Below are 22,203 nucleotides of genomic sequence, written 5' to 3'. Positions count from 1 at the left end.
ACTGAAGGCGGACCCCCGCGGCGTCCATCCTGTGAACCTCCCCAGGGCCGGAAGGCAGCAAGGATAAGCAGGCTCTGACGGGTGCGGGGGTCCCCTTTCATGAAGGGCCTTGCCCTTCTTGAAAGGGGACTTCGTCCACTGTGTTTTTTCGGGGGCGCCCCCGGGCCCCCACGGTGCGAGCTCCTCGTCTTGGCGGGCGCCGAGCGCGTTGGGTTTGGACCAGCTCAGGTTTTGGCCGTCAGGATTGGCTGGAAGAACCCACTCTCCTCAGGCTCGTGCCATGTCGGGTCGGAGAAGCCTGCCGCGTTGACGAGGCTTTGCAACTCGGCGCGGGTGATCGCCCAGTACGTCGTTGTGTGAACCGTCGTCGTCAGATCCGGGAAAACCTGGCACAGCTCGACGTCGTAGCGCTCACCGTCGGTGTGCCAGTGCCAGAGCTGGAAAGTGATCGTGCGGCCCTCCGCGGCCTCGTGCACTGACGGGGGCGTGGCGGTCGGGTGGGTGCGTCTTGCCTCGTCGTAGTCGCGGGTGCTCAGGATCAGCCGGCCGGCTTTGCCCAGGACGCGGTGCATCTCGGTGAGCGCCCGGCCCATGTCCTCGGCGGTCAGCAGGTGCGGCAGCGAGTTGTCGGCGCACACCACCGCGTCGAAGGTCGCGTCCGGGAACGGCAGGGCGCGCATGTCGGCGGCGGCGACCGGGAGGTCCGGCACCCGGGCCAGCGCGCCAGGGCTGAGATCGGTGCCGATCACGCTGTGCCCGAGCGCGGCCAGGCCGACCGCCTGGGTGCCGATGCCGCACGCGCAGTCCAGCACCCGCCGCGGGTGTCCGCCCAGCAGCCGGTGCAGTGCTTCGCCCTGACGGCGGACGCTCGACTGCCAGTCCGCGTAGATGCGGTGGTAGTCCGCGGCCAGCCGGTCGTAGAAGCGGCGGGTCACGCCCAGCAGGCTAGTCCGAGCCTGTCGGTGGCGGCCGGTACTCTCGCCTCGTGGCCCTGGCTCTCTACCGCAAGTACCGTCCGGCGACCTTCGCCGAGGTCGTCGGGCAGGAGCACGTCACCGAACCGCTGCGTGCCGCGCTCACCGCGGGCCGTATCAACCACGCGTACCTGTTCAGCGGGCCGCGCGGCTGCGGCAAGACGTCCAGCGCGCGCATCATGGCCCGCTCGCTGAACTGCGTCGAAGGCCCCACCCCGGACCCGTGCGGCAAGTGCGACTCGTGCCGCGCGCTGGCGCCGGAGGGGCCGGGCAGCATCGACGTCACCGAACTCGACGCGGCCAGCCACGGTGGTGTCGACGACGCCCGCGAGCTGCGCGACCGCGCCTTCTACGCGCCTGCCGAGTCGCGGTACCGGGTGTTCATCATCGACGAGGCCCACATGGTCACGACGCAGGGCTTCAACGCCCTGCTGAAGATCGTCGAGGAGCCGCCGGAGCACCTGATCTTCATCTTCGCGACCACCGAACCGGACAAGGTGCTGCCCACCATCCGGTCGCGGACGCACCACTACCCGTTCCGGCTGATCCCGCCGAGCGCGATGCGCGACCTGCTGGAGCGCAACGTCGCGGCCGAGGGCATCCACGTCGACCCGGCCGTATACCCGCTGGTGATCCGCGCCGGCGGCGGTTCGGCGCGCGACACGCAGTCAGTGCTGGACCAGCTGCTGGCCGGCGCGGGCCCGGACGGCGTGACGTACGACAGGGCCATCTCGCTGCTCGGCGTCACCGACTCGGCGCTGATCGACGACATGATCGACGGCCTCGCGGCGGACGACTCGGCGGCGGTGTTCGGCACGGTCGAGCGCCTGGTCGAGGCCGGGCACGAGCCGCGCCGCTTCGCGAGCGACCTGCTCGACCGGCTGCGTGACCTGGTGCTGCTGCGGTCGGTCCCGGACGCGGCGGCGCGCAACCTGGTGTCCGCGCCCGCGGACGAGCTGGACCGCATGACGGCGCAGGCCGAGCGCGCCGGCCTGGCGACGCTGACCCGGTACGCGGAGATCGTGCACAACGGCCTGCTGGAGATGCGTGGCGCCACCGCGCCGCGGCTGCTGCTGGAGCTGTTGTGCGCCCGGATGCTGCTGCCGTCGGCGTCGGAAAGCGAAGCGGCGGTGCTGCAGCGGTTGGAGCGTCTCGAACGGCGGGTCACCGTGAGCGGCGGGGGAAGCCTGCCGGCCGCTGACGGGCAGGTCGCCGCTGCTCCCGAAAAGTTCCAGCGGCCGTCGCAACGCGCGGCGGCTGCCGCGCCGTCCCGGCCGGCTGCCGAGGCTGCTGCGCGTCCGGCGCCGGAAGCGCCGGCCCGCCGGGCCACTGAGCCGACCGCCGCGCCGGAGCAGAGCCCGGCGGCTGTGCGTTCGGCTCCGGCGGCGCGTCCTGTGGAGTCGCCTCCTGCGGCCGAGGCGCGCCCGGCCGCGGGTTCGCGCCCGGCTTCGGTGGAGGCGCCGGTGCGCCGCCCCACTGAGCCCGCGGTCCCTGACGAGGCGCCCGCCGAGGCGCCTGCGCCGGGCGGCATCGACGCGGCCGCCATCCGCCGGGTCTGGCCGGACCTGCTGGCCGCCATCCGGAAGACGAGCCGCAGCACCGAAGCCATGATGATCAACGCGACGGTGCAGAGCGTCGAGGGTTCGGTGGTCGTGCTGGCGCACAGCGCGGAGCCCCTCGCGCGGCGCTTGTCGGAGCCGCGCAACGCGGACTTCATCGCCGGCGCGCTGCACGAGGTGCTCGGCGGAACGTGGCAGGTGCGCTGCGTGCACGGCGGTGGCGGCGGAGGAGGTTCGGCCCGCCGCGACGGCCCGAGCCCGCGCCCGAACCCGCCCACCCGGGAGGCTCCGCAGCAGCAACAGCGAACCTTCCAGCGGCCGACGCCGGCGGCCAGCCCGGCCCCGCCGCCCGAGCCCGCGCCGAGGGCGCCGCAGCCATCCCCGGAGCCCGCGGACGACATCCCCCTCCCGCCCGAGCCGGACGACGAGGAATCGATGATGGCCGAATCGGGCGGCCCCGTACCGGATGCGATGCCCGCGCCGCAGAACGACCCGGAGGAACAGGCGCGTCGCCTGCTGGCCGAACACCTGGGCGCGCAGCCGATCGACTGACGCCGCGCCCAGCGCGTTCATGGGGAAGCCGTTGGCGGCCGCGAGCGCGCCCCTGGCGCGGGCGCTCGCCGGAGCCAGCGGCCCCACGGAGTGGGGCGTGCGAGAGCCGCGGGAGCCGCGCGTGGTGGCGGCTCCGGAACCACCTGTTGACGAGTACTGTGCGCGCGCCTGATCAACCACCCCGCGCCCGCGGACGTGGGACTCGCGCCTGCGAAGGTGGGACTCGCGCGTGGGAGCGTGGGACTCGCGCTGGTGGCTTAGAAACCTGCGTGGTTCCGCAGAAAGGCGACCACCCCGTCGGCGATCGCCGCAGCGTAGCGTTGGCGTCCGTCCACACTGGACATCACCGCGGCTTCTCCGGCATTGCGCATGTTCCCGCACTCCACCAGGACCGCCGGGCGTTCCGAGAGGTTCAGGCCGGCCAGATCATCGCGCGGGGCCAGGCCGTCCGAGCCCAGGTAGTTGGACAACGGGAACCCCCCGGCGAGCAACCCCGACCGCACCGCCTCGGCCAGCTCCACCGACGGCGAGCCCTGCGCCGCGTTCAGCGGGGGCGCCGAGTACGCCACGTGGAAGCCCCGGGCGCTGGCCGCCGTCGCGCCGTCCGCGTGGATCGACACCACCGCCGCCGCGCCGGCTCGGTTTCCGATCGCCGCCCGCTCGTCCACGCACGGGCCCACCCCGGAGTCGTCCGCGCGCGTGTAGACCACCCGCGCACCCTGCGCCTCCAGCAGCGAACCCACCCGCTGCGCCACGTCCCAGTTGAACGCGTGCTCCGCGTACCCCTCGTCCGTCGCGGTGCCCGTCGTGTTGCACGGCTTCGTTTTGCCGCGTCCGGCGGGCACCGGGGCGCCGATGACGTCCGGCCGCCGCGCGTTGCCGCCGTTGTGCCCGGGGTCCAGCACCACCGTCAGCGGCTCCCGCGCCACCGACGAGGCAACCGACGGCGACGCCGGTGCGGCAACCGACGACGACGGTGCGGGAACCGAAGACACCCGGGCCACCTCGGGCGGAACAGGCGGCGACGAGCACCCGGCGACCAGGAACACCCCGCTCAACACCAACCCCACGAGACTGCGCACGGCGAACACGGTGCCACAGCCGTGCGAGCTACGCTGGGACCCACAGGACAGCACGACGAAACGGGGATCATGGTGCAACCCGGCGGTGGAATGCCCGACATGCAGGCCATCCTGCAGCAGGCGCAGCAGATGCAGCAGCAGCTCGTCGCCGCGCAGGAGGAGCTCGCCCGCACCGAGGTGACCGGCACGTCCGGCGGTGGCCTGGTCAAGGCGACCGTCACCGGCGGCATGGAGCTGAAGTCCCTGCAGATCGACCCGAAGGCGGTCGACCCGGAGGACACCGAGACGCTCGCCGACCTGGTGGTCGCGGCGGTGCGGGACGCGATGAGCAGCGCACAGAAGCTCACCGAGGAGAAGCTCGGCCCGGTCGCCGGCGCCCTCGGCGGTGGCGGCGGCATGCCCGACCTCGGCGGACTCGGTCTGCCCGGCCTGAAGTAGCGGGCCCCGTTGTACGAAGGCGTAGTCCAGGACCTGATCGACGAGCTGGGACACCTGCCCGGCATCGGTCCGAAGAGCGCGCAGCGGATCGCGTTCCACCTGCTCGCCGCCGACCCGGCCGACATCGCCCGGCTGCAGGACGTGCTCGGCAAGGTCCGGGAGGGCGTGCAGTTCTGCGAGATCTGCGGCAACGTCTCCGAACAGCAGCAGTGCCGGATCTGTCGGGACGCCCGGCGCGACACGTCGCTGATCTGCGTGGTCGAGGAACCCAAGGATGTGCTCGCCGTCGAGCGCACTCGCGAGTTCAAAGGCCGCTACCACGTGCTGGGCGGCGCGCTCGACCCGCTGTCCGGCATCGGCCCCGACCAGCTGCGCATTCGCGAGCTGCTGGCCAGGCTCGGCGCGGAACAGGTCACCGAGGTGATCATCGCGACCGACCCGAACACCGAGGGCGAGGCCACCGCGACCTACCTGGTGCGGATGCTGCGGGACTTCCCCGGCCTGACCGTCACCCGGCTCGCGTCCGGTCTGCCGATGGGTGGCGACCTCGAGTTCGCCGACGAGCTCACCCTGGGCCGGGCCCTCTCCGGCCGCCGCGCCCTTTGACACTGGTCGACGACGTGCTGGCCGGCCCGCCCCGCTGCGGGCGGGTCCGGCTGGTCGCCGTCGACGGCCCGTCCGGCGCGGGCAAGACCACCTTCGCGGCGGAACTCGCCGCGGACTTCCGGGCACGCGGCGCGGCGACCGCGGTCGTCGCCACCGACCACTACGCGACGTGGGACGACCCGGTCGCGTGGTGGCCGCGGCTCGTCTCCGAGGTCCTCGACCCCCTCGCCGCCGGCCGCCCGGCCGTCTACCGCCCGCTGGACTGGACCACCGGCGAGCCGCAGCCGGGGCCGGTCCGCACGGTTCACCCGGTCGACGTAGTCGTGCTGGAAGGGGTGTCCGCCGGCCGCGCCTCGATCCGGCCCCGCCTGTCCGCGCTGTGCTGGGTCGCGGGCCCGGACGCCGAAACTCGGCTCGAACGGGCAGTGTCCAGGGACGGCGAGGGCATTCGTGGCCCGCTGACCGCGTGGCAGAAGTTCGAATGTGGTTGGTTCGCCGTTGACCTTACCCACCAGTACGTGCACCCGAACGGCCTAATGCTTTCGTCCGATCTTACGCAGGGTGAGCACTGAACGTAACCCCGTGAGTCGAATGTGTTGGTGCGTCCGGTTTGACGTAGCGCGATCGTAACCTCACGCGCTTAACGAATTCCCAACATGCGGACTAGGGTCGTCGATCACGTACCCGAACATTCTCCTAGGAGTGCCACCATGCTCCCAACGCGGGCAGTTGGGTTGCGCCGCATCGCCCTGATCGGGCTTGCCGGCGCCCTCGCGGTCACGACGGCCGCTTGCGCTTCCGAGCGCGGCTCGGGCGACAGCGCCAGCGACACCTTCATCTTCGGCGCGGCCGGTGCCCCGAAGAACTTCGATCCGATCTTCAACGACGACGGCGAGAGTTTCCGCCCCGCCCGCCAGATGTTCGACACCCTGGTCACCTACAAGCCGGGCACCACCGAGCTGGAGGGCGGCCTGGCCACGGCATGGACGCCGAGCAACGGCAACACCACCTGGACCTTCACGCTGCGCCAGGGCGTCAAGTTCCACGACGGCACCCCGTTCAACGCCGCGGCGGTCTGCTTCAACTTCGACCGCTGGTACAACATGAAGGGCGCCGCCGCCCAGAGCCAGATGATCTACTACGGCGACGTCTTCGAGGGCTTCGCGCACAACGAGGGCGACATCAGCGGCGACCCGGTCTACAAGAGCTGCGAGGCTAAGGACGAGACCACCGCCGTCCTCAACCTCAACAAGGCCAAGGGCGCCTTCCCGGACGCGTTCGGCCTGACCTCGCTGTCGATGTCGAGCCCGGACGCGCTGAAGAAGTACGACGCCGACAACGTGACCCAGAGCGGTGAGGCGTTCACCTACCCGGCGTACGCCACGGACCACCCGACGGGCACCGGGCCGTACAAGTTCGAGAGCTTCGACAAGGCCAACAACACGATCACCCTGGTCCGCAACGAGGACTACTGGGGTGAGAAGGCCAAGACCGCCAGGCTGATCTTCAAGATCATCCCGGACGAGAACGCCCGCAAGCAGGAGCTGGCCGCCGGCACCATCGACGGCTACGACTTCCCGAGCCCGGCGGACTACAACTCGCTCAAGCAGGCAGGCGACCAGGTCCTGATCCGGCCCGCCTTCAACATCCTGTACCTGGGCATCAACCAGAAGAACAACCCGAAGCTGCAGGACGTGCGGGTCCGCAAGGCGATCGAGTTCGCCATCAACAAGGACCAGCTGGTCAAGAACCGGATGCCGTCCGGCGCCTACCCGCAGGACCAGTTCCTGCCGAACAACGTGCCGGGTTACACGCCCGCGGTGGAGAAGCACAGCTACAACGCCGACACCGCCCGGCAGCTGCTGGCCGAGGCCGGCGCCACCGACCTGACACTGAACTTCTACGTCCCGACCGAGGTCAGCCGGCCCTACATGCCAAACCCGGTGGACATCGCCGCGGCGATCACCGACGACCTGAAGGCGGTCGGCATCAAGGTCAACGTGGTCCAGGAGCCGTGGAACGGCGGGTACAAGGACTCCGTCCAGAAGGCGGGCAAGCAGGACCTGCACCTGCTCGGCTGGACCGGTGACTACGCCGACCCGGGCAACTTCGTCGGCACGTTCTTCGGGCGCACCAAGCCGGAGTTCGGCTTCGACAACCCGCAGATCTTCGACGCCCTGTCCAATGCGGACGCCCAGACGACGCCGGATACCAAGAAGTCGGCCTACGAGAGCGCCAGCGTGCTGATCTCGCAGTACGTTCCGGCGATCCCGCTCTCATCGTCGCCACCGGCGATCGTGGTGCGGTCCGACGTCCAGGGCCTGATCCCGACCCCGCTGACCGACGAGCGTTTCTACACGGTCACCAAGGGCTGAGTTCCGCCACCGAGGACGGGGAAGCGTGCCCGGCACGCTTTCCCGCTTCGGTGCGGTCTCCGAGGCACTCACATGCTCCGATTCCTCACGCGTCGGCTACTGCAAGCGATCCCGACGCTCCTTGTGCTCTCCATCCTGGTCTTCGCCTGGCTCCGCCTGCTGCCCGGTGGCCCCGCCACCGCGCTCCTCGGCGACAAGGCGACGCCGGAGAAGATCGCGTCCCTGAACAGCGTGCTCGGACTGGATCAACCGATCTTCGTCCAGTACTTCAAGTTCCTCGGCCGCGTCGTCACCGGTGACTTCGGCTCGTCCCTGATCAGCGGCGACACCGTGCTCGCCGAGATCGGGCGCGCCTTCCCCGCCACCATCGAACTCGCGATCGCGGCGCTGGTCCTCGCGGTCGGCTTCGGCATCCCGATGGGGTACCTGGCCGCCCGCCACCGGGGCCGGCTCCTGGACAACGCCACCGTGCTGACCACCTTGGTCGGCGTCGCGGTGCCGGTGTTCTTCTTCGGCGTGCTGCTCAAGTACGTGTTCGCGCAGAAGCTGGGCATCCTGCCGCCGTCCGGGCGTCAGGACGTGACGATCGACGCCACGCACATCACCGGCTTCTTCACCCTGGACGGGCTGCTCACCGGCGAGCTGGACGCGACGTGGGACGCGATCAAGCACCTGATCCTGCCCGCGGTCGCGCTGGCCAGCATCCCGTTCGCGGTGATCGTGCGGATCACCCGCGCCTCGGTGCTGGACGTGCAGCAGGAGGACTTCGTGCGCACCGCGGAGTCCAAGGGCCTGACCACGACGACGATCCGCCAGCGGCACGTGCTGCGCAACGCCTTGCTGCCGGTGTCGACGACGATCGGCCTGCAGACCGGCCTGCTGCTCGCCGGGGCCGTGCTCACCGAGAAGGTGTTCAACTGGAACGGGCTCGGATCCCTGCTGGCGCAGGGCATCGAGCGCCGAGACTACCCGCGGCTGCAGGCGTTGCTGCTGCTGGCCGCCCTGGTGTACGTCGTCGTCAACATCCTGGTGGACATCTCCTACGCCATCATCGATCCGAGGGTGCGGGTGCGATGACCTCCATGTTGCGGCGCAAGGCCGAGCGCATCGACGACCTCGCCGAGTCCGGCGGCACCAGCCTCGCGGCGGACGCGGTCCGGCGGATGCTGCGCAACCCGGTGGCGATCACCGGCGCGGTCATCACGGTCCTGTTCGTGCTGCTGGCGATCCTGGCCCCGTTCCTGGCGCCGAAGAACCCCTACATCCCCTACGACGAGCTGCGCGTGAACCTGCGGCCGGACTTCATCCCCGGCCCGATGGACGGGTTCGTGCTCGGCAGCGACCACCGCGGGTACGACTTCTTCTCCCGCCTGCTGGTCGGCGCGCAGCAGACGCTGATCGTCGGTGTCGTCGCCACCCTGATCGGGCTGGCGGTCGGCATGGTGGTCGGCGGTCTGGCCGGCGCGCTGGGCGGCTGGGTGGACACGCTGCTGATGCGGTTCACCGACATCCTGCTCGCGATCCCCTCGCTGCTGCTGGCGATCTCGGTGGCCGCGCTGTTCTCGCAAGGGACACAGTGGACGGTCATCATCGCGGTGGCGGTGGTGAGCGTGCCGGTGTTCGCGCGGCTGCTGCGCGGCGCGATGCTCTCGCAGAGATCGAGCGACCACGTGCTCGCGGCGACCGCGCTGGGCGTGCGGCGCAGCACGATCGTGTTCCGGCACATGCTGCCGAACTCGCTCGGGCCGGTGGTCGTGCAGGCGACGCTGACGCTGGCGACGTCGATCATCGACGTGGCGGCGCTGTCGTTCCTCGGCCTCGGCGACAACGATCCCAGCCGCGCCGAGTGGGGGCTGATGCTGGCACAGGCCCAGACCCTGCTGGACGTCAAGCCGAGCCTGGCGTTCTACCCGGCCATCGCGATCGTCGTGGTGGCGCTGGGGTTCACGCTGCTCGGCGAGTCGCTGCGCGAGGCGCTCGACCCGAAGAACAGGCGGTAGCGCGTTGAGTCTCCTGCAAGTACGCGACCTGTCGGTCGTCTTCTCCCGCAAGGGAACCCGCCCGTTCACCGCGGTGGACGGGGTCAGTTTCGACGTCGAGCCGGGCCGCACGGTCGGTCTGGTCGGCGAGTCCGGCAGCGGCAAGTCGGTGACCGCGCTCGCGATCATGGGCCTGCTGCCCAAGCGCGGCGCGACGGTCAGCGGCGAGGTGCTGTTCGAGGACACCGACCTGCTGCGGCTGTCCGACAAGCAGCTGCGCGACCGGCGCGGCCGCGACCTTGGCATGGTGTTCCAGGACCCGCTGTCCTCGCTGAACCCGGTGATCCCGATCGGCCTGCAGATCACCGAGGTGCTGGAACGGCACCGCAAGATGGACCGCAAGCAGGCGACGGCCGAGGCGGCGGACCTGCTCGACCGTGTCGGCATCCCGGACCCGAATCGGCGGCTGTCGGAGTACCCGCACCAGCTCTCCGGCGGCATGCGGCAGCGCGCGCTCATCGCGATCGCGCTGGCCTGCCGTCCGCGGCTGCTGATCGCGGACGAACCGACCACCGCGCTGGACGTGACGATCCAGGCGCAGATCCTGGCGCTGCTGTCCGAGCTGGTCCGCGACACCGGCACCGCGCTGATCATGATCACGCACGACCTCGGCGTGGTCGCCGGGCTGTGCGACGAGGTCAACGTCATGTACGGCGGCCGGGTCGTCGAGCGGGCCGAGCGGCACGAGTTGTTCGCCTCCGCGCGTCACCCGTACACGCACGGGCTGCTGGCCTCGATCCCGCGGCTGGACGCGCCGCGCGGGGAGAAGCTGGTGCCGATCAAGGGGTCGGTCGCCGACAACATCCCCTGGTCGCAGGGGTGCGCGTTCGCGCCCCGCTGCCCGAACGCGCTGGACCTGTGCCGGGAGGTCACGCCGGAACTGGAACCGGATTCGGGCGGGATGCTGCGGTGCCACAACCCGGTGGGCCGTCCGGTCGCGGCGGGCGAGGGGGTGCGCTGATGTCCGAACCGCTGGTGCGCGTGGAAGGCCTGCAGGTGCACTTCCCGATCAAGCGCGGTCTGGTGCTGGACCGCACGGTCGGGCACGTCTACGCGGTGGACGGCGTCGACCTGGAGATCCAGCGCGGCGAGACGTACGGCCTGGTCGGCGAGTCCGGCTGCGGCAAGACGACGCTGGGCCGCAGCCTGCTGCGGCTGGTGGAGCCAACCGGTGGCCGAGCGGTGTTCGACGGGACCGACCTGTCGACGCTCAAGGGCGAGTCGCTGCGGAAGATGCGGCGGCGGATGCAGATGGTGTTCCAGGACCCGCTGTCCAGCCTCGACCCGCGGCAGTCGGTCGAATCGATCCTCATCGAGGGCATGCGGGCGCACGGCCTGGACAAGGACCGGGAGAGCACGCGCAAGCGCTTGCGCGAGCTGCTGAACGCCGTCGGTCTGCCGGAGAGCTCGCTGCGGAAGTACCCGCACGAGTTCTCCGGCGGGCAGCGCCAGCGCATCGGCATCGCGCGGGCGCTGGCCGTCGAGCCGGACCTGATCGTCGCCGACGAGCCGGTGTCCGCGCTGGACGTGTCCGTGCAGGCGCAGGTGATCAACCTGCTCGAGGAGCTGCAGGACTCGCTGGGCCTGACCTACCTGGTGATCGCCCACGACCTGGCGGTCGTCCGGCACATCTCCGACCGCATCGGCGTGATGTACCTGGGCTCGTTGGTGGAGGAGACCGACTCGGAGTCGCTCTACGCCGAGCCGCTGCACCCGTACACGCGGGCGCTGCTGTCGGCGATCCCGGTGCCGGACCCGGTCGTGGAGGACAGCCGGGAGCAGATCCTGCTCGCAGGCGACCTGCCCTCGCCCGCCAACCCGCCGTCGGGCTGCCGGTTCCACACCCGCTGCCCGTGGCGGCAGGAGACCAAGTGCGACACCGAGCGGCCCGCGCTGCGGGAGCTCGGGGCCGGGCACCGGGTCGCCTGCCACTGGGCGGAGGACATCCAGGCAGGCCGGATCACCCCGCACGAGGTGAAGCCGGAATTGGTGACGGCGCAGTTGTCACCCGACACGGCTATTCCGCAGGCCGCTTCGGTGGCCGAAATGCTGGAGCCCTGACCGGGGTACCCTGGCGGCGATTCCGCCGGGGTACCCGAGGGGGCTTTTACCGTGCACATCGACGCGTGGCTGGAGACCATCCCGCCGCTCCTGGTCTACCTCACGGTCGGCGTGGTGATCGGCGCGGAGAGCCTCGGGATCCCGTTGCCGGGAGAGATCGTGCTGGTCAGCGCGGCTCTCCTGGCTTCGCACCCCGACGGGCTCAACCCCTGGCTGATCGGGGCCATCGCCAGCGGCGGTGCGATCGCCGGGGACAGCATCGGTTACCTGATCGGGCGGAAGGGCGGGCGGCGCCTGTTCGACTGGGCGGGCCGGAAATTCCCCAAGCATTTCGGGCCCGCGCACGTGGCGGCCGCCGAGCGATTGTTCCGGAAACGCGGGGTTTGGGCGGTTTTCTTTGGCCGCTTTGTCGCGATTCTGCGCATTCTGTGCGGTCCGCTCGCCGGGTCGCTGCACATGCACTACCCGCGGTTCCTGCTCGCCAACGCGCTCGGCGGCATCGTCTGGGCGGGCGGCACCACGGCGCTGGTGTACTCCCTCGGCGTGGTCGCGGAGAAGTGGCTGTCCCGGTTCTCCTACGTCGCGCTGGCGGTCGCCGTCGTGGTGGGCGTGGTGGTCAGCCTCGTCCTCAAGAAGCGGATGGGCCGCCGTCACGAGGAGACGAGGTCGGGGAGCGCGCCCGCCGAGCGCTGACGCCTCGGCAGCGAGCCGTACAGCACCCCGGCCACCACGACCAGGCCGGCCAGCACCTCGACCAGCGCCGGCGTCTCGCCGAGCACGAAGAACGCCGCGGACATCCCGACCACCGGCACGAGCAGCGAGAACGGCGCGACCACGTTGGCCGGGTTGCGGCGCATCAGCACGGTCCAGATGCTCGACCCGAGGACCGTGCCGATCAGCACGACGTAGGCGAACCCGGCCAGGCCGAGCAGGCCGTCGCCGGTGCCCAGCGTGACCAGCGACTGCCACTGCGCCGCCGGGCCCTCGAAGATCGTGGACAACGCGAACATCGGGATCGGCGGGACCACCGACATCCACAGCGTGAAGTGGATCGGGTTGTCGGGCTTGGCCTGACGTGAGCAGAGGTTCCCCGCGGCCCAGCACAGCGCGCCGAGGAGCGTGAGCACGACGGGCAGCAGCACGGCGTTCTCCGCGCGGTGCCAGGCGATCACGCCCATCCCGGCCACCGCGGCCAGTATCCCGGTCAGCTGCCGCGCGGAGAGCGGTTCGCGCAGGAACATCCCGCCGAGCAGGACGGTGAACGGCGCGGACGCCTGCAGCACCAGCGACGCGAGGCCGGTCGGCATGCCGTTGGTCAGGGCGAGGAACAGGAACGCGAACTGGCCGGTGCCGAAGCCGAGCCCGAACCCGATCAGCCAGCGCAGCTTCACCTTCGGTCGCGGGATGAACAGGATCGTCGGGACCGCGATCACCGCGAAGCGCAGCGCCGCGGCGAACAGCGGCGGGAAGTGGTCGAGCATCGGGTGCATCGCGATGAAGTTGAGGCCCCACAGGACGACGACGAACAGGGCGAGGAGGCGGTCGCGGACAGACATGGGCGCGCAGCGCCTCCTTGAGGGGTGGTGGTCGGGCGGCGGGTGGGGACACCTTCAGCGTGCCTCCCGCAACTATGAAGAACAATCGAGATTGTTTGCACCTACTGTGTAGCGTTGCTTCATGGACGTCGGGCGGTTGCGGGTGCTGCGTGAGTTAGCGGACCGCGGGAGCGTGACGGCGGCGGCGAAAGCGCTGCACTGCACGCCGTCGGCGGTGTCGCAGCAGCTCCGGGCGCTGCAGGCGGAGGTCGGGCTGGTGCTCACCGAACCGGCGGGGCGGGGGCTGCGGCTCACCGACGCCGGCCGGGCGCTGGTGGTGCGGGCGGACGAAGTGATCGCCGCGGTGGACCGGGCCGAGGCGGAGCTGGACGTGTTCCGCAGCCTGCCGCGCGGGCGGGTGCGGGTGGCGATCTTCCCGTCCGCCGCGTTGATGCTGCTGCCCGGGCTGCTGCACCGGTTCGCCGAGGTCGAGGGCCTGGACGTCGAGGTGCGCGACGTCGACATGACGCCGGCCGAGGTGCCCGGGCTGGTCGCCGACTTCGACATCGTGGTCACCCACCGGGACGAGCACGCCGAGCCGTTCCCATCGGACCGGCTCGACGTGGTCCCGCTGCTGCGCGAGCCGCTGGACGTGGCGCTGCCGCGCGGCCACCGGCTCGCGAAGCGCCGCCGCGTGGACCTCACCGAGCTGGCCGGCGAGCAGTGGATCTCGGTGGACGTCGGTTTCCCGGTCGACGACGTGTTGCGCTCGCTGGCGGTGCGGACCGGGGTGCGGCCGCAGGTCAAGCAGCGGATCAACGACTTCCGGATCATCGAGGCGCTGGTCGCGGCCGGGCACGGGATCGCGTTGCTGCCGCGCTACACGCTGGCCGGGACCTGGTCGCGCCGGATCGTGCGGCGGCCGCTGGCAGGCATCCGCGCGGCGCGGCTCATCGAAGCCGTCCTGCGCACCGGCGCCGGCACCCGGCCGCCGGTGGCCACCGTGCTGGACCTGCTGCACGCCGAGGCCGCGGCGGTGACGAAGCAGCCCTAGCCCGGCGCGACGGCGCCGACCGGCTCGCCGCGACGCCTCCGCCCGGCGCGGCGCTGGTCCGCGCCGCGGTTGGCGCCGGGGAAGGTGAGGTCCTAGTCGTTGAGGAGTGGGCCGCCTCCGCCTAGCTGGGAGCATGCCCTCCGGTTCGCGCCAACAGTGCAGAGTGGGCGCCGTGGCGGACAGCGGGAACCTGACGGTCGGCGAGGTCGCGGGCGAAGTGGGTTCGCACCGTCGGCGGTGCGCTTCTACGAGCGGTACGGCGTCGTCGAAGCCGGGCGGAGCGAGCTCAACCACCGGTGTTCGACCGGTCGGCGACCTGCCGGATCAAGGTAGCCAAGCCGGCGCAGGGCGTCGGCCTGACTGTGCTGGAGACCGCGGACCTCTTCGCCGGCCTGCCGCCTGACCCCGCGTCGAGGAGCTCTGCGAAGCCGGCCACCTCCGCGACTGTCGTTGTGGCCGGCGTCACTGTCACATCCACGGCACGGCCGGTGCCTCGTGTTCGAGCAGTTCCCCACACGAGGAGGAAGCCGTGGAAACCCGGTTCGACCTGATGTCCAACGAGATCGGCGCCAAGCTCGCCAAGCGGTTCGCGAACTTCGCCGCGGTGCTGCACACCTCGGCCCTGCCACAGTCCACACAGGAGCTGGTGTCGTTGCGTGCCAGCCAGATCAACGGGTGCGCCCCGTGCGTCGACATGCACACCAAGGAGGCCGCGGCCGCCGGGGAGAGCGCGGTGCGGCTCAACCTGGTCGCGGTCTGGCGCGAGGCCACGGTTTTCACCGAGGCCGAACGGGCGGGGCTGGCGCTCGCCGAGGAGGGCACCCGCCTGGCCGACGCGCACCAGGGCGTGTCCGACGAGACGTGGGCCCAGGTGCGCAAGCACTACGACGACGACCAGATCGCCGCGCTGGTGACACTGGTCGCGATGATCAACGCCGCCAACCGGATGAACGTGATCGTGCGCAACCAGGGCGGCTCCTACCAGCCCGGCATGTTCGCCGCCGCCGCGAACTGACGAGAAAGGCCGGCCGCACACCAGCGGCCGGCCTTCTCGCGTAATCAGCGGTGCGCGCGGTTCACCGCGGACACGACCGCCCGCAGCGAAGCCGTCACGATGGACGGGTCGATGCCGATGCCCCAGAACACCTTGTCGCCGATGGCGCACTCGATGTAGGAGGCGGCCTTCGCGTCGTCGCCGGGGGTGAGGGTGTGTTCGCTGTAGTCCAGCAGCCGCAGGTCGTAGCCCACGGTGGACAACGCGTCGAAGAACGCGGCGATCGGGCCGTTGCCGGAGCCGGTGATCTCCTGCTCCTCGCCGTCCACGCGCACCGTGGCGCGCAGCTGGTAGTCGCCGTTCGCGGTGACGTGCTGGCTGATCAGCTGCAGCGGCGTCTGCGGCTCCAGGTACTCCTTCGCGAACGCGTCCCACATCGCGCGCGGGTCGACCTCGCCGCCCTCGCTGTCCGTGTAGCGCTGGATGACCTGCGAGAACTCGATCTGCAGCCGTCGCGGCAGGTCGAGCTGGTGCTCGGTCTTCATGATGTAGGCGACGCCGCCCTTGCCCGACTGCGAGTTGACCCGGATGACGGCCTCGTAGCTGCGGCCGACGTCCTTCGGGTCGATGGGCAGGTAGGGCACCTCCCACGGGAACTCGTCGACCGGTACGCCGGCCTTCTCGGCGGCGCGGTGCAGCGCGTCGAAGCCCTTGTTGATCGCGTCCTGGTGGCTGCCGGAGAACGCGGTGAACACCAGGTCGCCGCCCCACGGGGTGCGCTCGTGCACCGGCAGCTGGTTGCAGTACTCGACGGTGCGCTTGATCTCGTCGATGTCGGAGAAGTCGATCTGCGGGTCGATGCCCTGGCTGAACATGTTCATGCCCAGCGCGACCAGGTCGACGTTGCCGGTGCGCTCGCCGTTGCCGAACAGGCAGCCCTCGATGCGGTCAGCGCCGGCCTGGTAGCCCAGCTCGGCCGCGGCGATGCCGGTGCCGCGGTCGTTGTGCGGGTGCAGCGACAGGATCACCGCGTCCCGGCGGTCCAGGTTGCGGCCCATCCACTCGATCGAGTCGGCGTAGACGTTCGGCGTGGCCATCTCGACGGTCGCCGGCAGGTTCAGGATGACCGGCCGCTCCGGGGTGGGCTGCCAGATGTCGGTGACCGCGTTGCACACCTCGGCCGCGTAGGACAGCTCGGTGCCGGTGTAGGACTCCGGCGAGTACTGGAAGCGGAAGTCGGTGTCGGAGTACTTCTGCGCGTACTCGACCACCAGGTCGGCGGCCTGCAGCGCGATCTTCTTGATGCCCTCGCGCTCCTCGCGGAACACCACGCGGCGCTGCAGGATCGACGTCGAGTTGTAGATGTGCACGATCGCCTGCGGTGCGCCCTCCAGCGACTGGAAGGTGCGCTCGATCAGCTCGGGGCGGCACTGGGTCAGCACCTGGATGCGCACGTCGTCCGGGATCGCGCCGTCCTCGATGATCTCGCGGACGAAGTCGAAGTCGGTCTGGCTCGCGGCCGGGAAGCCGACCTCGATCTCCTTGTAGCCCATGCGCACCAGCAGCTCGAAGAACTTGCGCTTGCGGGCCGGCGACATCGGGTCGATCAGGGCCTGGTTGCCGTCCCGCAGGTCAACCGCGCACCACAGCGGCGCGCGCTCAATGCGCTTGTCCGGCCAGGTGCGGTCGGGCAGTTCGATGTTCTCCACCAGCTTGTACCAGGGCTGGTAGCGGTGCACCGGCATCGAGCTGCCGCGCTGCGGGTTCCACGCGGGTTGGTCGGCGGGGGCGGGACGCGAAGGCTTGCGGATGCGGCTCACGGTCGGATCGGAGCTGGTCATTGCTGGGAAACTCTCCTGCCGGGTTTTCGGGCGACCGGCGGCGTGACGAAGCCCCGCGACGGGGGGCCGGTCAGGATCAGGCCCCGTCGCGGCAGCGAAGCAGGAGAGCACGCGCCACGGAGTCACTGTAGCCCGGCCACGATGATGTTGAAAAGTGACCCGGTCGGTTACTGGCAGGTAGCCAAGGCGGGCGCGGCGTGGGAAACTCGGTGGCATGGCCGAGCACGCCGAGAAGCGCAAGAGCGACGTCGACGAAGACGCCTCGCCGCGACCCAAGCGCCAGGTGCCGTGGGGGCGGGTGAAGGACCAGGGGGTCGGGCTGATCGCCGGGATTGTCCGCTGGGTCGGCCTGATCTTCGCGCTCATCCTGGTGCTGCACGTGATCTTCGTGGTCGGCGGAGCCAACCCGGACAACGGGATCGTCTCGTTCGTGCGCGACTGGTCCGACGGCCTGGCGCTGGGCTTCAAGGACCTGTTCGAGCCCGCCGACGAGAAGCTGCGTGTTCTGGTGAACTACGGCATCGCGGCGATCTTCTGGCTCGTGGTCTCCTCGATCGTCGCGCGGATCGTCCGCCGCATCGGCGGCGCCTCGGTCAGCTAGAACGCGGGCGTTGTGTTCGACACGAGTCAGAACGGTCGATTCCAGCGGGCAGCTGGCGCGGCCTGGGGGTATGGGATTCCCCTCCTGCTTGGCGGCCTGACCTGAGATGACGTCACTCTGATGACCATGTCTGGGCCTGGCCCCTGCGGCTAGAACGCTGGCGCGCCCCACTCGCCGGTGTAGGCGAACTCGCCCAGTGGCACCCGTTTCCGGGCCGCCCGTTCGCGCTCGATCAGTTTCTCCACCTCCAGCACCGCGGGATCCCCGGCGTGCCCCACGGCGATCGCGACCCGGGGGATCGCTCCGTCCGGCACCGCGAACCGCTCGCGGACGGCGCCGGCGTCGAAGCCGGCCATCTGGTGCGCCACCAGCCCCTCCGCGACGGCCTGCAGGACGAGGTTCTGCGCGGCCAGCCCGAGCCCGTACTCGGCGTACGGGATCTCGCCCTTTTCGTTGCGCGCCACCACGATCCCGACCAGCAGGGCGCCCGCCCGGTGCGCCCACGCCTGGTTCCGCTCGGTGAGCGTGCCGAGGATCTGCCGGAACGTCGCATCACCACGGCGGCCGGCCAGGAACCGCGCCGGCTGGGTGTTCCCGAACGACGGCGCCCACCGCGCGGCCTCCAGCAGGGCGCGCAGCTGGTCCCAGGTCACCTCCCGCGTCTCGTCGAGCGCGCGCGGGCTCCACCGCTGCGCGATCACGTCGGTCAGGGGCGCGCTGGAATCGGCTGGCTTTCGCATCAGATCGCATACTGCCAAACCGTCAGCGCGAACGCGCCGAACCACGCGCTCGCCAGCGCCACCCCGGAGCAGACCCACAGCACGGTGTTTGTCCGCCGCTTGGCCAGCGCCAGCGCCACCGGCACCAGCAGCGTGAATGCGGGCAGCAGCAAGCGCGGCTTGGCGTGCATCAGCGCGCTCGACCCCAGGCACATCACCAGCACCCCGGCCGCGTACACCACCAGCACCGTCTCGCGCCGGGCCAGCACCGCCATGCCGATCAGCGCACCGGCGATCACCGCGACCGTCAGCGCGCTCATCGCCGAATCGCTGCCCGTGAGCACCTCGGCCACGAACCGGGCCGTCGACACCCCGCCGTCGAACCGGGTCCGCCACCCCTGCCACTCCAGATCGGACCAGGTGCTCAGCTGGGCCTCGAACCCGGACTCCGGACGCACCCGCATCCCCGTCCACCACAGGTAACCGAACAACCCGGCGGGCGCCAGCGCCAGCGCGACGAGCGGACGCCCACCGTCCTCCCGGCGCGTCAACGCCATCAGCGTGGCCACCACCACCGCGACGACCAGCGCCAGCGCCGTCGACCGCACCAGCCCGGCCGCCAGGCAGCACACGCCCGCCGGCTCCCACCGCCGCTCCAGCACCGCGACCAGCGTCCACACCGCCAGCGCGCAGAACAACGCTTCGGTGTAGGCCATGGTCAGCACGACGCTCATCGGCGTCGCCGCGAACAGGGCCACCAGGATGTAGCCGGCCCGGCGCGAGCCGCCGCGCACCAGCCTGCCGAGCCGGGCCAGGCCGTACGCCGCGAAGAGCCCGGCGGCCAGCGACACCACCAGCGCCGCCGCGGGAAACCCGAGCGCGGGCGCCAGCAGCCGGATCAGGAACGGGTACCCCGGGAAGAACGCCCGCCGCGTGTGCGGGTTCAGGTGTCCGAACGCGTCGGTCGTCGGTTCGAGTTCGTAGCCGGACGCCGCGATCTTGAGGTACCACTGGCCGTCCCAGGCGGCGATCTTAGACAACAGGTCGGTGTCGTGCAGCGCGGCGAACACCGTGAGCACCACAACACCGAGCGCCCGCACACCGAGGTACACGGCCGCGGGCAGCAGGAGCGCCCGGCGTCTGGTGATCCGGTCCGCCAGGTCCAGCAGCAGGCCAGGGGCCGCTTGCTCCGGTCGCCGAACGGTTTGGCCGCTGCCCTGCACGGTTGGTCATTTTCCCACGAGTCCGGCCAGTGGCAGTGGCCGGAGCCACATAACGGGGTGGCCAGGGCCGTAACCCCCGGTAGGCTGCTCCGAAAGGTGCGAAATAGGAGGTCGGCAGACAAGTGGCGCTCGTGGTCCAGAAGTACGGTGGTTCGTCGCTGGAGAGCGCTGATCGCATCAAGCGCGTGGCCGAACGGATCGTGGCCACCAAGAAGGCGGGCAACGACGTGGTCGTCGTGTGCTCCGCCATGGGTGACACCACCGACGAATTGCTCGACCTGGCCCAGCAGGTCAACCCGGTGCCTCCCGAACGAGAGATGGACATGCTGCTCACCGCTGGGGAGCGCATTTCCAACGCGCTTGTCGCGATGGCGATTTCGGCACACGGTTTCGAGGCGTGGTCGTTCACCGGGTCCCAGGCGGGCGTGGTCACGACGGGCGTGCACGGCAACGCGCGCATCATCGACGTGACACCGAGCCGGGTCACCGAGGCCCTCGACCAGGGCTACATCGCGCTGGTCGCCGGGTTCCAGGGCGTCGCGCAGGACACCAAGGACATCACCACGCTCGGCCGCGGCGGTTCGGACACCACCGCGGTGGCGCTGGCCGCGGCGCTCAACGCGGACGCGTGCGAGATCTACTCCGATGTGGACGGTGTGTACACCGCCGACCCGCGGATCGTGGCCAACGCGCGCAAACTCGACACCATCCCGTACGAGGAGATGCTCGAACTCGCCGCGAGCGGTTCGAAGATCCTGCACCTGCGCTCGGTCGAGTACGCCCGCCGCTACGGCGTGCCGATCCGGGTTCGTTCGTCCTACAGCGACAAGCCGGGCACCACCGTGGCCGGTTCGATTGAGGAGATCCCCGTGGAACAAGCGTTGATCACCGGTGTGGCGCACGACCGGTCGGAGGCGAAGGTCACCGTCACCGGGGTGCCGGACCACGCCGGCGCCGCGGGGCGGATCTTCCGGGTCATCGCCGACGCCGAGATCGACATCGACATGGTGCTGCAAAACGTCTCCAACACCGCGGGCCGCACCGACATCACCTTCACGCTGTCCAAGGCGAACGGTCCGAAGGCCGTCGCCGAGCTGGAGAAGCTGAAGGGCGAGCTGGAGTTCGACTCCGTGCTCTACGACGACCAGGTCGGCAAGGTTTCGCTGGTGGGCGCGGGCATGCGCTCGCACCCCGGCGTCACCGCGACCTTCTGCGAGGCGCTGGCCAAGGTCGGCGTCAACATCGAGATCATCAACACCTCGGAGATCCGGATCTCGGTCCTGATCCGCGACGCGCAGCTGGACGACGCGGTGCGCGCGATCCACGAGGCATTCGAACTTGGCGGCGACGAGGAAGCCGTCGTGTACGCGGGGAGTGGTCGCTGAAATGGCTCCGACGTTGGCTCTGGTCGGTGCGACCGGCGCGGTGGGCACCGTCATGATCGACATCATCAACGGGCGCGAGAGCGTGCCGTGGGGTGAGATCCGGCTGATCGCCTCGCCGCGGTCGGCGGGCAAGAAGATCACCGTGCGCGGCGAGGAACTGACCGTCATCGCGCTGTCCCCGGAGGCCTTCGACGGCGTCGACGTCGCCATGTTCGACGTGCCGGACGAGGTGTCCGCCGAGTGGGCGCCGATCGCGGCCGAGCGCGGCGCGGTCGCGGTCGACAACTCCGGCGCGTTCCGGATGGACGACGCCGTGCCCCTGGTGGTGCCCGAGGTGAACTCGGACAAGGTGCGGGAGCGGCCGCGCGGCATCATCGCCAACCCGAACTGCACGACGCTGTCGATGATGGCGGCGCTGGGCGCGCTGCACCGCGAGTTCGGCCTGACCGAACTGGTGGTCGCCTCCTACCAGGCGGCGTCCGGCGCGGGCCAGCCCGGCATCGACCGGCTGCAGGCCGAACTGGCCGCGGTGTCCGGAAAGGACCTCGGCGCGAAGGCCGGCGACGTGCGGGCCGCGCTGGAGGCGGCAGGCCTGCCGCTGTCGGACACCCCGTTCGCGGGCACCCCGCTGGCGTTGAACGTGGTTCCGGCCGCCGGTTCCTACAAGGGCGACGGCTGGTTCTCCGAGGAGCTGAAGGTCCGCAACGAGTCGCGGAAGATCCTCGGCATCCCGGACCTCAAGGTGTCCGCGACCTGCGTCCGCGTCCCGGTGGTCACCACGCACTCGCTCGCGGTGCACGCCACCTTCGCGCGTGAGGTCACCGTCGAGGCCGCGCACAAGGTGTTCGCGGCGCAGCCGTCGATCGTGCTGGTCGACGACCCGGCCAACGGTGAGTTCCCGAGCCCCGCCGAGGTCGTCGGCGGCGACCCGACGTACGTCGGACGGGTGCGCCAGGCGCTGGACTTCCCGAACACGCTCGACTTCTTCGTGTGCGGGGACAACCTGCGCAAGGGCGCGGCGCTGAACACGTACGAGATCGCCGAGCAGCTGGCTCCCGAGTTCAACTGACGACCACGCAGAGTTGCCCCGGCCTCCCTGAATTCACTCGACAGTGAGGCAACTTCTCCCTGATCCGACGTCGGCGCGCTTCTAGGGTGGGCCGAG

21 protein-coding genes and 1 other RNA gene are annotated in these 22,203 nt (G+C 70.6%); 16 read left to right on the top strand and 6 right to left on the bottom strand.

Annotated elements, in window-relative coordinates; translation table 11 throughout:
* The first annotated feature begins 4 nt into the window (after positions 1 to 4).
* Positions 5 to 101, top strand: an RNA gene (gene ffs / locus AMETH_RS37585) — signal recognition particle sRNA small type.
* 123 nt (positions 102 to 224) lie between these two features.
* Here ffs and AMETH_RS33460 read toward each other — a convergent pair.
* Positions 225 to 935: a class I SAM-dependent methyltransferase gene (locus AMETH_RS33460; protein WP_017985552.1), complete on the bottom strand. Its 711-nt coding sequence runs from the start codon at positions 933 to 935 to the stop codon at positions 225 to 227.
* A 50-nt stretch (positions 936 to 985) separates the two neighbouring features.
* On the opposite strand from AMETH_RS33460, the gene AMETH_RS33455 reads away from it, so the two are divergent.
* Positions 986 to 3,085, top strand: coding sequence for a DNA polymerase III subunit gamma and tau (locus tag AMETH_RS33455; RefSeq protein ID WP_017985551.1), 2,100 nt, complete (start codon positions 986 to 988; stop codon positions 3,083 to 3,085).
* A 257-nt stretch (positions 3,086 to 3,342) separates the two neighbouring features.
* Here AMETH_RS33455 and AMETH_RS33450 read toward each other — a convergent pair whose 3' ends face one another.
* Entirely contained in the window at positions 3,343 to 4,176 is an 834-nt protein-coding gene (locus AMETH_RS33450) for an N-acetylmuramoyl-L-alanine amidase (RefSeq protein WP_081617631.1), read from the bottom strand.
* Between the two features lie 60 nt (positions 4,177 to 4,236).
* On the opposite strand from AMETH_RS33450, the gene AMETH_RS33445 reads away from it, so the two are divergent.
* The 9 genes from AMETH_RS33445 (at position 4,237) to AMETH_RS33405 (ending at position 12,379) form a co-directional block, all read left to right on the top strand.
* The gene (locus tag AMETH_RS33445; RefSeq protein WP_026153601.1) at positions 4,237 to 4,605 is read left to right on the top strand and encodes a YbaB/EbfC family nucleoid-associated protein; all 369 of its coding nucleotides are present in this window, start codon (positions 4,237 to 4,239) and stop codon (positions 4,603 to 4,605) included.
* Positions 4,606 to 4,614: 9 nt separating this feature from the next.
* A complete protein-coding gene (recR, locus tag AMETH_RS33440) occupies positions 4,615 to 5,211 on the top strand; it encodes a recombination mediator RecR (protein WP_017985548.1) in 597 nt (198 codons plus the stop codon).
* A 14-nt stretch (positions 5,212 to 5,225) separates the two neighbouring features.
* Positions 5,226 to 5,783: a uridine kinase family protein gene (locus AMETH_RS33435; RefSeq protein ID WP_020486751.1), complete on the top strand. Its 558-nt coding sequence runs from the start codon at positions 5,226 to 5,228 to the stop codon at positions 5,781 to 5,783.
* Between the two features lie 138 nt (positions 5,784 to 5,921).
* Complete coding sequence (locus AMETH_RS33430; RefSeq protein WP_209436831.1) at positions 5,922 to 7,586, top strand: ABC transporter substrate-binding protein; 1,665 nt, start codon at positions 5,922 to 5,924, stop codon at positions 7,584 to 7,586.
* Positions 7,587 to 7,658: 72 nt separating this feature from the next.
* On the top strand, positions 7,659 to 8,663 hold the full coding sequence (locus AMETH_RS33425; RefSeq protein ID WP_026153599.1) for an ABC transporter permease: 1,005 nt from the start codon (positions 7,659 to 7,661) through the stop codon (positions 8,661 to 8,663).
* Complete coding sequence (locus tag AMETH_RS33420) at positions 8,660 to 9,586, top strand: ABC transporter permease (protein ID WP_017985544.1); 927 nt, start codon at positions 8,660 to 8,662, stop codon at positions 9,584 to 9,586. The genes AMETH_RS33425 and AMETH_RS33420 overlap by 4 nt, the downstream gene beginning before the upstream one ends.
* Positions 9,587 to 9,590: 4 nt before the next feature.
* Entirely contained in the window at positions 9,591 to 10,586 is a 996-nt protein-coding gene (locus AMETH_RS33415) for an ABC transporter ATP-binding protein (RefSeq protein ID WP_017985543.1), read from the top strand.
* The gene (locus AMETH_RS33410; RefSeq protein ID WP_017985542.1) at positions 10,586 to 11,686 is read left to right on the top strand and encodes an ABC transporter ATP-binding protein; all 1,101 of its coding nucleotides are present in this window, start codon (positions 10,586 to 10,588) and stop codon (positions 11,684 to 11,686) included. Before AMETH_RS33415 ends, AMETH_RS33410 begins: the two co-directional genes overlap by 1 nt.
* Positions 11,687 to 11,737: 51 nt before the next feature.
* Positions 11,738 to 12,379, top strand: coding sequence for a DedA family protein (locus tag AMETH_RS33405; protein WP_017985541.1), 642 nt, complete (start codon positions 11,738 to 11,740; stop codon positions 12,377 to 12,379).
* Here the strand turns inward: AMETH_RS33405 and AMETH_RS33400 are convergent.
* Positions 12,337 to 13,242: an EamA family transporter gene (locus AMETH_RS33400; RefSeq protein ID WP_017985540.1), complete on the bottom strand. Its 906-nt coding sequence runs from the start codon at positions 13,240 to 13,242 to the stop codon at positions 12,337 to 12,339. The genes AMETH_RS33405 and AMETH_RS33400 overlap by 43 nt on opposite strands.
* A gap of 121 nt (positions 13,243 to 13,363) precedes the next feature.
* Between AMETH_RS33400 and AMETH_RS33395 the strand changes: the two genes are divergently transcribed.
* Both AMETH_RS33395 and AMETH_RS33390 read left to right on the top strand, forming a co-directional pair.
* Entirely contained in the window at positions 13,364 to 14,275 is a 912-nt protein-coding gene (locus AMETH_RS33395; RefSeq protein ID WP_017985539.1) for a LysR family transcriptional regulator, read from the top strand.
* Positions 14,276 to 14,804: 529 nt separating this feature from the next.
* Positions 14,805 to 15,290 carry a carboxymuconolactone decarboxylase family protein gene (locus AMETH_RS33390; RefSeq protein ID WP_017985538.1) on the top strand — a complete coding sequence of 162 codons (486 nt, stop codon included), beginning with the start codon at positions 14,805 to 14,807 and terminating at the stop codon, positions 15,288 to 15,290.
* A gap of 44 nt (positions 15,291 to 15,334) precedes the next feature.
* Here the strand turns inward: AMETH_RS33390 and leuA are convergent, their stop codons facing one another.
* Positions 15,335 to 17,110, bottom strand: coding sequence for a 2-isopropylmalate synthase (gene leuA, locus AMETH_RS33385; RefSeq protein WP_017985537.1), 1,776 nt, complete (start codon positions 17,108 to 17,110; stop codon positions 15,335 to 15,337).
* Between the two features lie 214 nt (positions 17,111 to 17,324).
* Between leuA and AMETH_RS33380 the strand changes: the two genes are divergently transcribed.
* On the top strand, positions 17,325 to 17,711 hold the full coding sequence (locus tag AMETH_RS33380; RefSeq protein WP_017985536.1) for a hypothetical protein: 387 nt from the start codon (positions 17,325 to 17,327) through the stop codon (positions 17,709 to 17,711).
* Between the two features lie 149 nt (positions 17,712 to 17,860).
* On the opposite strand, the gene AMETH_RS33375 is transcribed toward AMETH_RS33380, so the two are convergent.
* Together AMETH_RS33375 and AMETH_RS33370 are read right to left on the bottom strand one after the other, a co-directional pair.
* The gene (locus tag AMETH_RS33375) at positions 17,861 to 18,451 is read right to left on the bottom strand and encodes a nitroreductase family protein (protein WP_026153597.1); all 591 of its coding nucleotides are present in this window, start codon (positions 18,449 to 18,451) and stop codon (positions 17,861 to 17,863) included.
* Entirely contained in the window at positions 18,451 to 19,653 is a 1,203-nt protein-coding gene (locus AMETH_RS33370; protein ID WP_017985534.1) for a mannosyltransferase family protein, read from the bottom strand. Before AMETH_RS33370 ends, AMETH_RS33375 begins: the two co-directional genes overlap by 1 nt.
* A 122-nt stretch (positions 19,654 to 19,775) precedes the next feature.
* Here AMETH_RS33370 and AMETH_RS33365 point away from each other — a divergent pair, with 122 nt between their 5' ends.
* Positions 19,776 to 21,038 carry an aspartate kinase gene (locus AMETH_RS33365; RefSeq protein ID WP_017985533.1) on the top strand — a complete coding sequence of 421 codons (1,263 nt, stop codon included), beginning with the start codon at positions 19,776 to 19,778 and terminating at the stop codon, positions 21,036 to 21,038.
* A 1-nt stretch (position 21,039) separates the two neighbouring features.
* Entirely contained in the window at positions 21,040 to 22,107 is a 1,068-nt protein-coding gene (locus AMETH_RS33360) for an aspartate-semialdehyde dehydrogenase (RefSeq protein ID WP_017985532.1), read from the top strand.
* Positions 22,108 to 22,203 lie beyond the last annotated feature (96 nt).

The sequence above is a fragment of the Amycolatopsis methanolica 239 genome, assembly GCF_000739085.1.
Taxonomy (GTDB): domain Bacteria; phylum Actinomycetota; class Actinomycetes; order Mycobacteriales; family Pseudonocardiaceae; genus Amycolatopsis_E; species Amycolatopsis_E methanolica.
The sequence above is the reverse complement of the archived record's forward strand: the minus strand, read 5'-3'. Positions and strand labels throughout refer to the sequence as shown.

Excerpts from the sequence above, each read along its gene's own strand:
- AMETH_RS33395 (WP_017985539.1), top strand. The coding sequence starts at position 13,364 with ATGGACGTCGGGCGGTTGCGGGTGCTGCGTGAGTTAGCGGACCGCGGG.
- AMETH_RS33445 (WP_026153601.1), top strand. The coding sequence starts at position 4,237 with ATGGTGCAACCCGGCGGTGGAATGCCCGACATGCAGGCCATCCTGCAG.
- AMETH_RS33360 (WP_017985532.1), top strand. The coding sequence starts at position 21,040 with ATGGCTCCGACGTTGGCTCTGGTCGGTGCGACCGGCGCGGTGGGCACC.
- AMETH_RS33400 (WP_017985540.1), bottom strand. The coding sequence starts at position 13,242 with ATGTCTGTCCGCGACCGCCTCCTCGCCCTGTTCGTCGTCGTCCTGTGG.
- AMETH_RS33420 (WP_017985544.1), top strand. The coding sequence starts at position 8,660 with ATGACCTCCATGTTGCGGCGCAAGGCCGAGCGCATCGACGACCTCGCC.
- AMETH_RS33425 (WP_026153599.1), top strand. The coding sequence starts at position 7,659 with ATGCTCCGATTCCTCACGCGTCGGCTACTGCAAGCGATCCCGACGCTC.
- AMETH_RS33380 (WP_017985536.1), top strand. The coding sequence starts at position 17,325 with ATGGCCGAGCACGCCGAGAAGCGCAAGAGCGACGTCGACGAAGACGCC.
- AMETH_RS33430 (WP_209436831.1), top strand. The coding sequence starts at position 5,922 with ATGCTCCCAACGCGGGCAGTTGGGTTGCGCCGCATCGCCCTGATCGGG.
- leuA (WP_017985537.1), bottom strand. The coding sequence starts at position 17,110 with ATGACCAGCTCCGATCCGACCGTGAGCCGCATCCGCAAGCCTTCGCGT.
- AMETH_RS33410 (WP_017985542.1), top strand. The coding sequence starts at position 10,586 with ATGTCCGAACCGCTGGTGCGCGTGGAAGGCCTGCAGGTGCACTTCCCG.
- AMETH_RS33375 (WP_026153597.1), bottom strand. The coding sequence starts at position 18,451 with ATGCGAAAGCCAGCCGATTCCAGCGCGCCCCTGACCGACGTGATCGCG.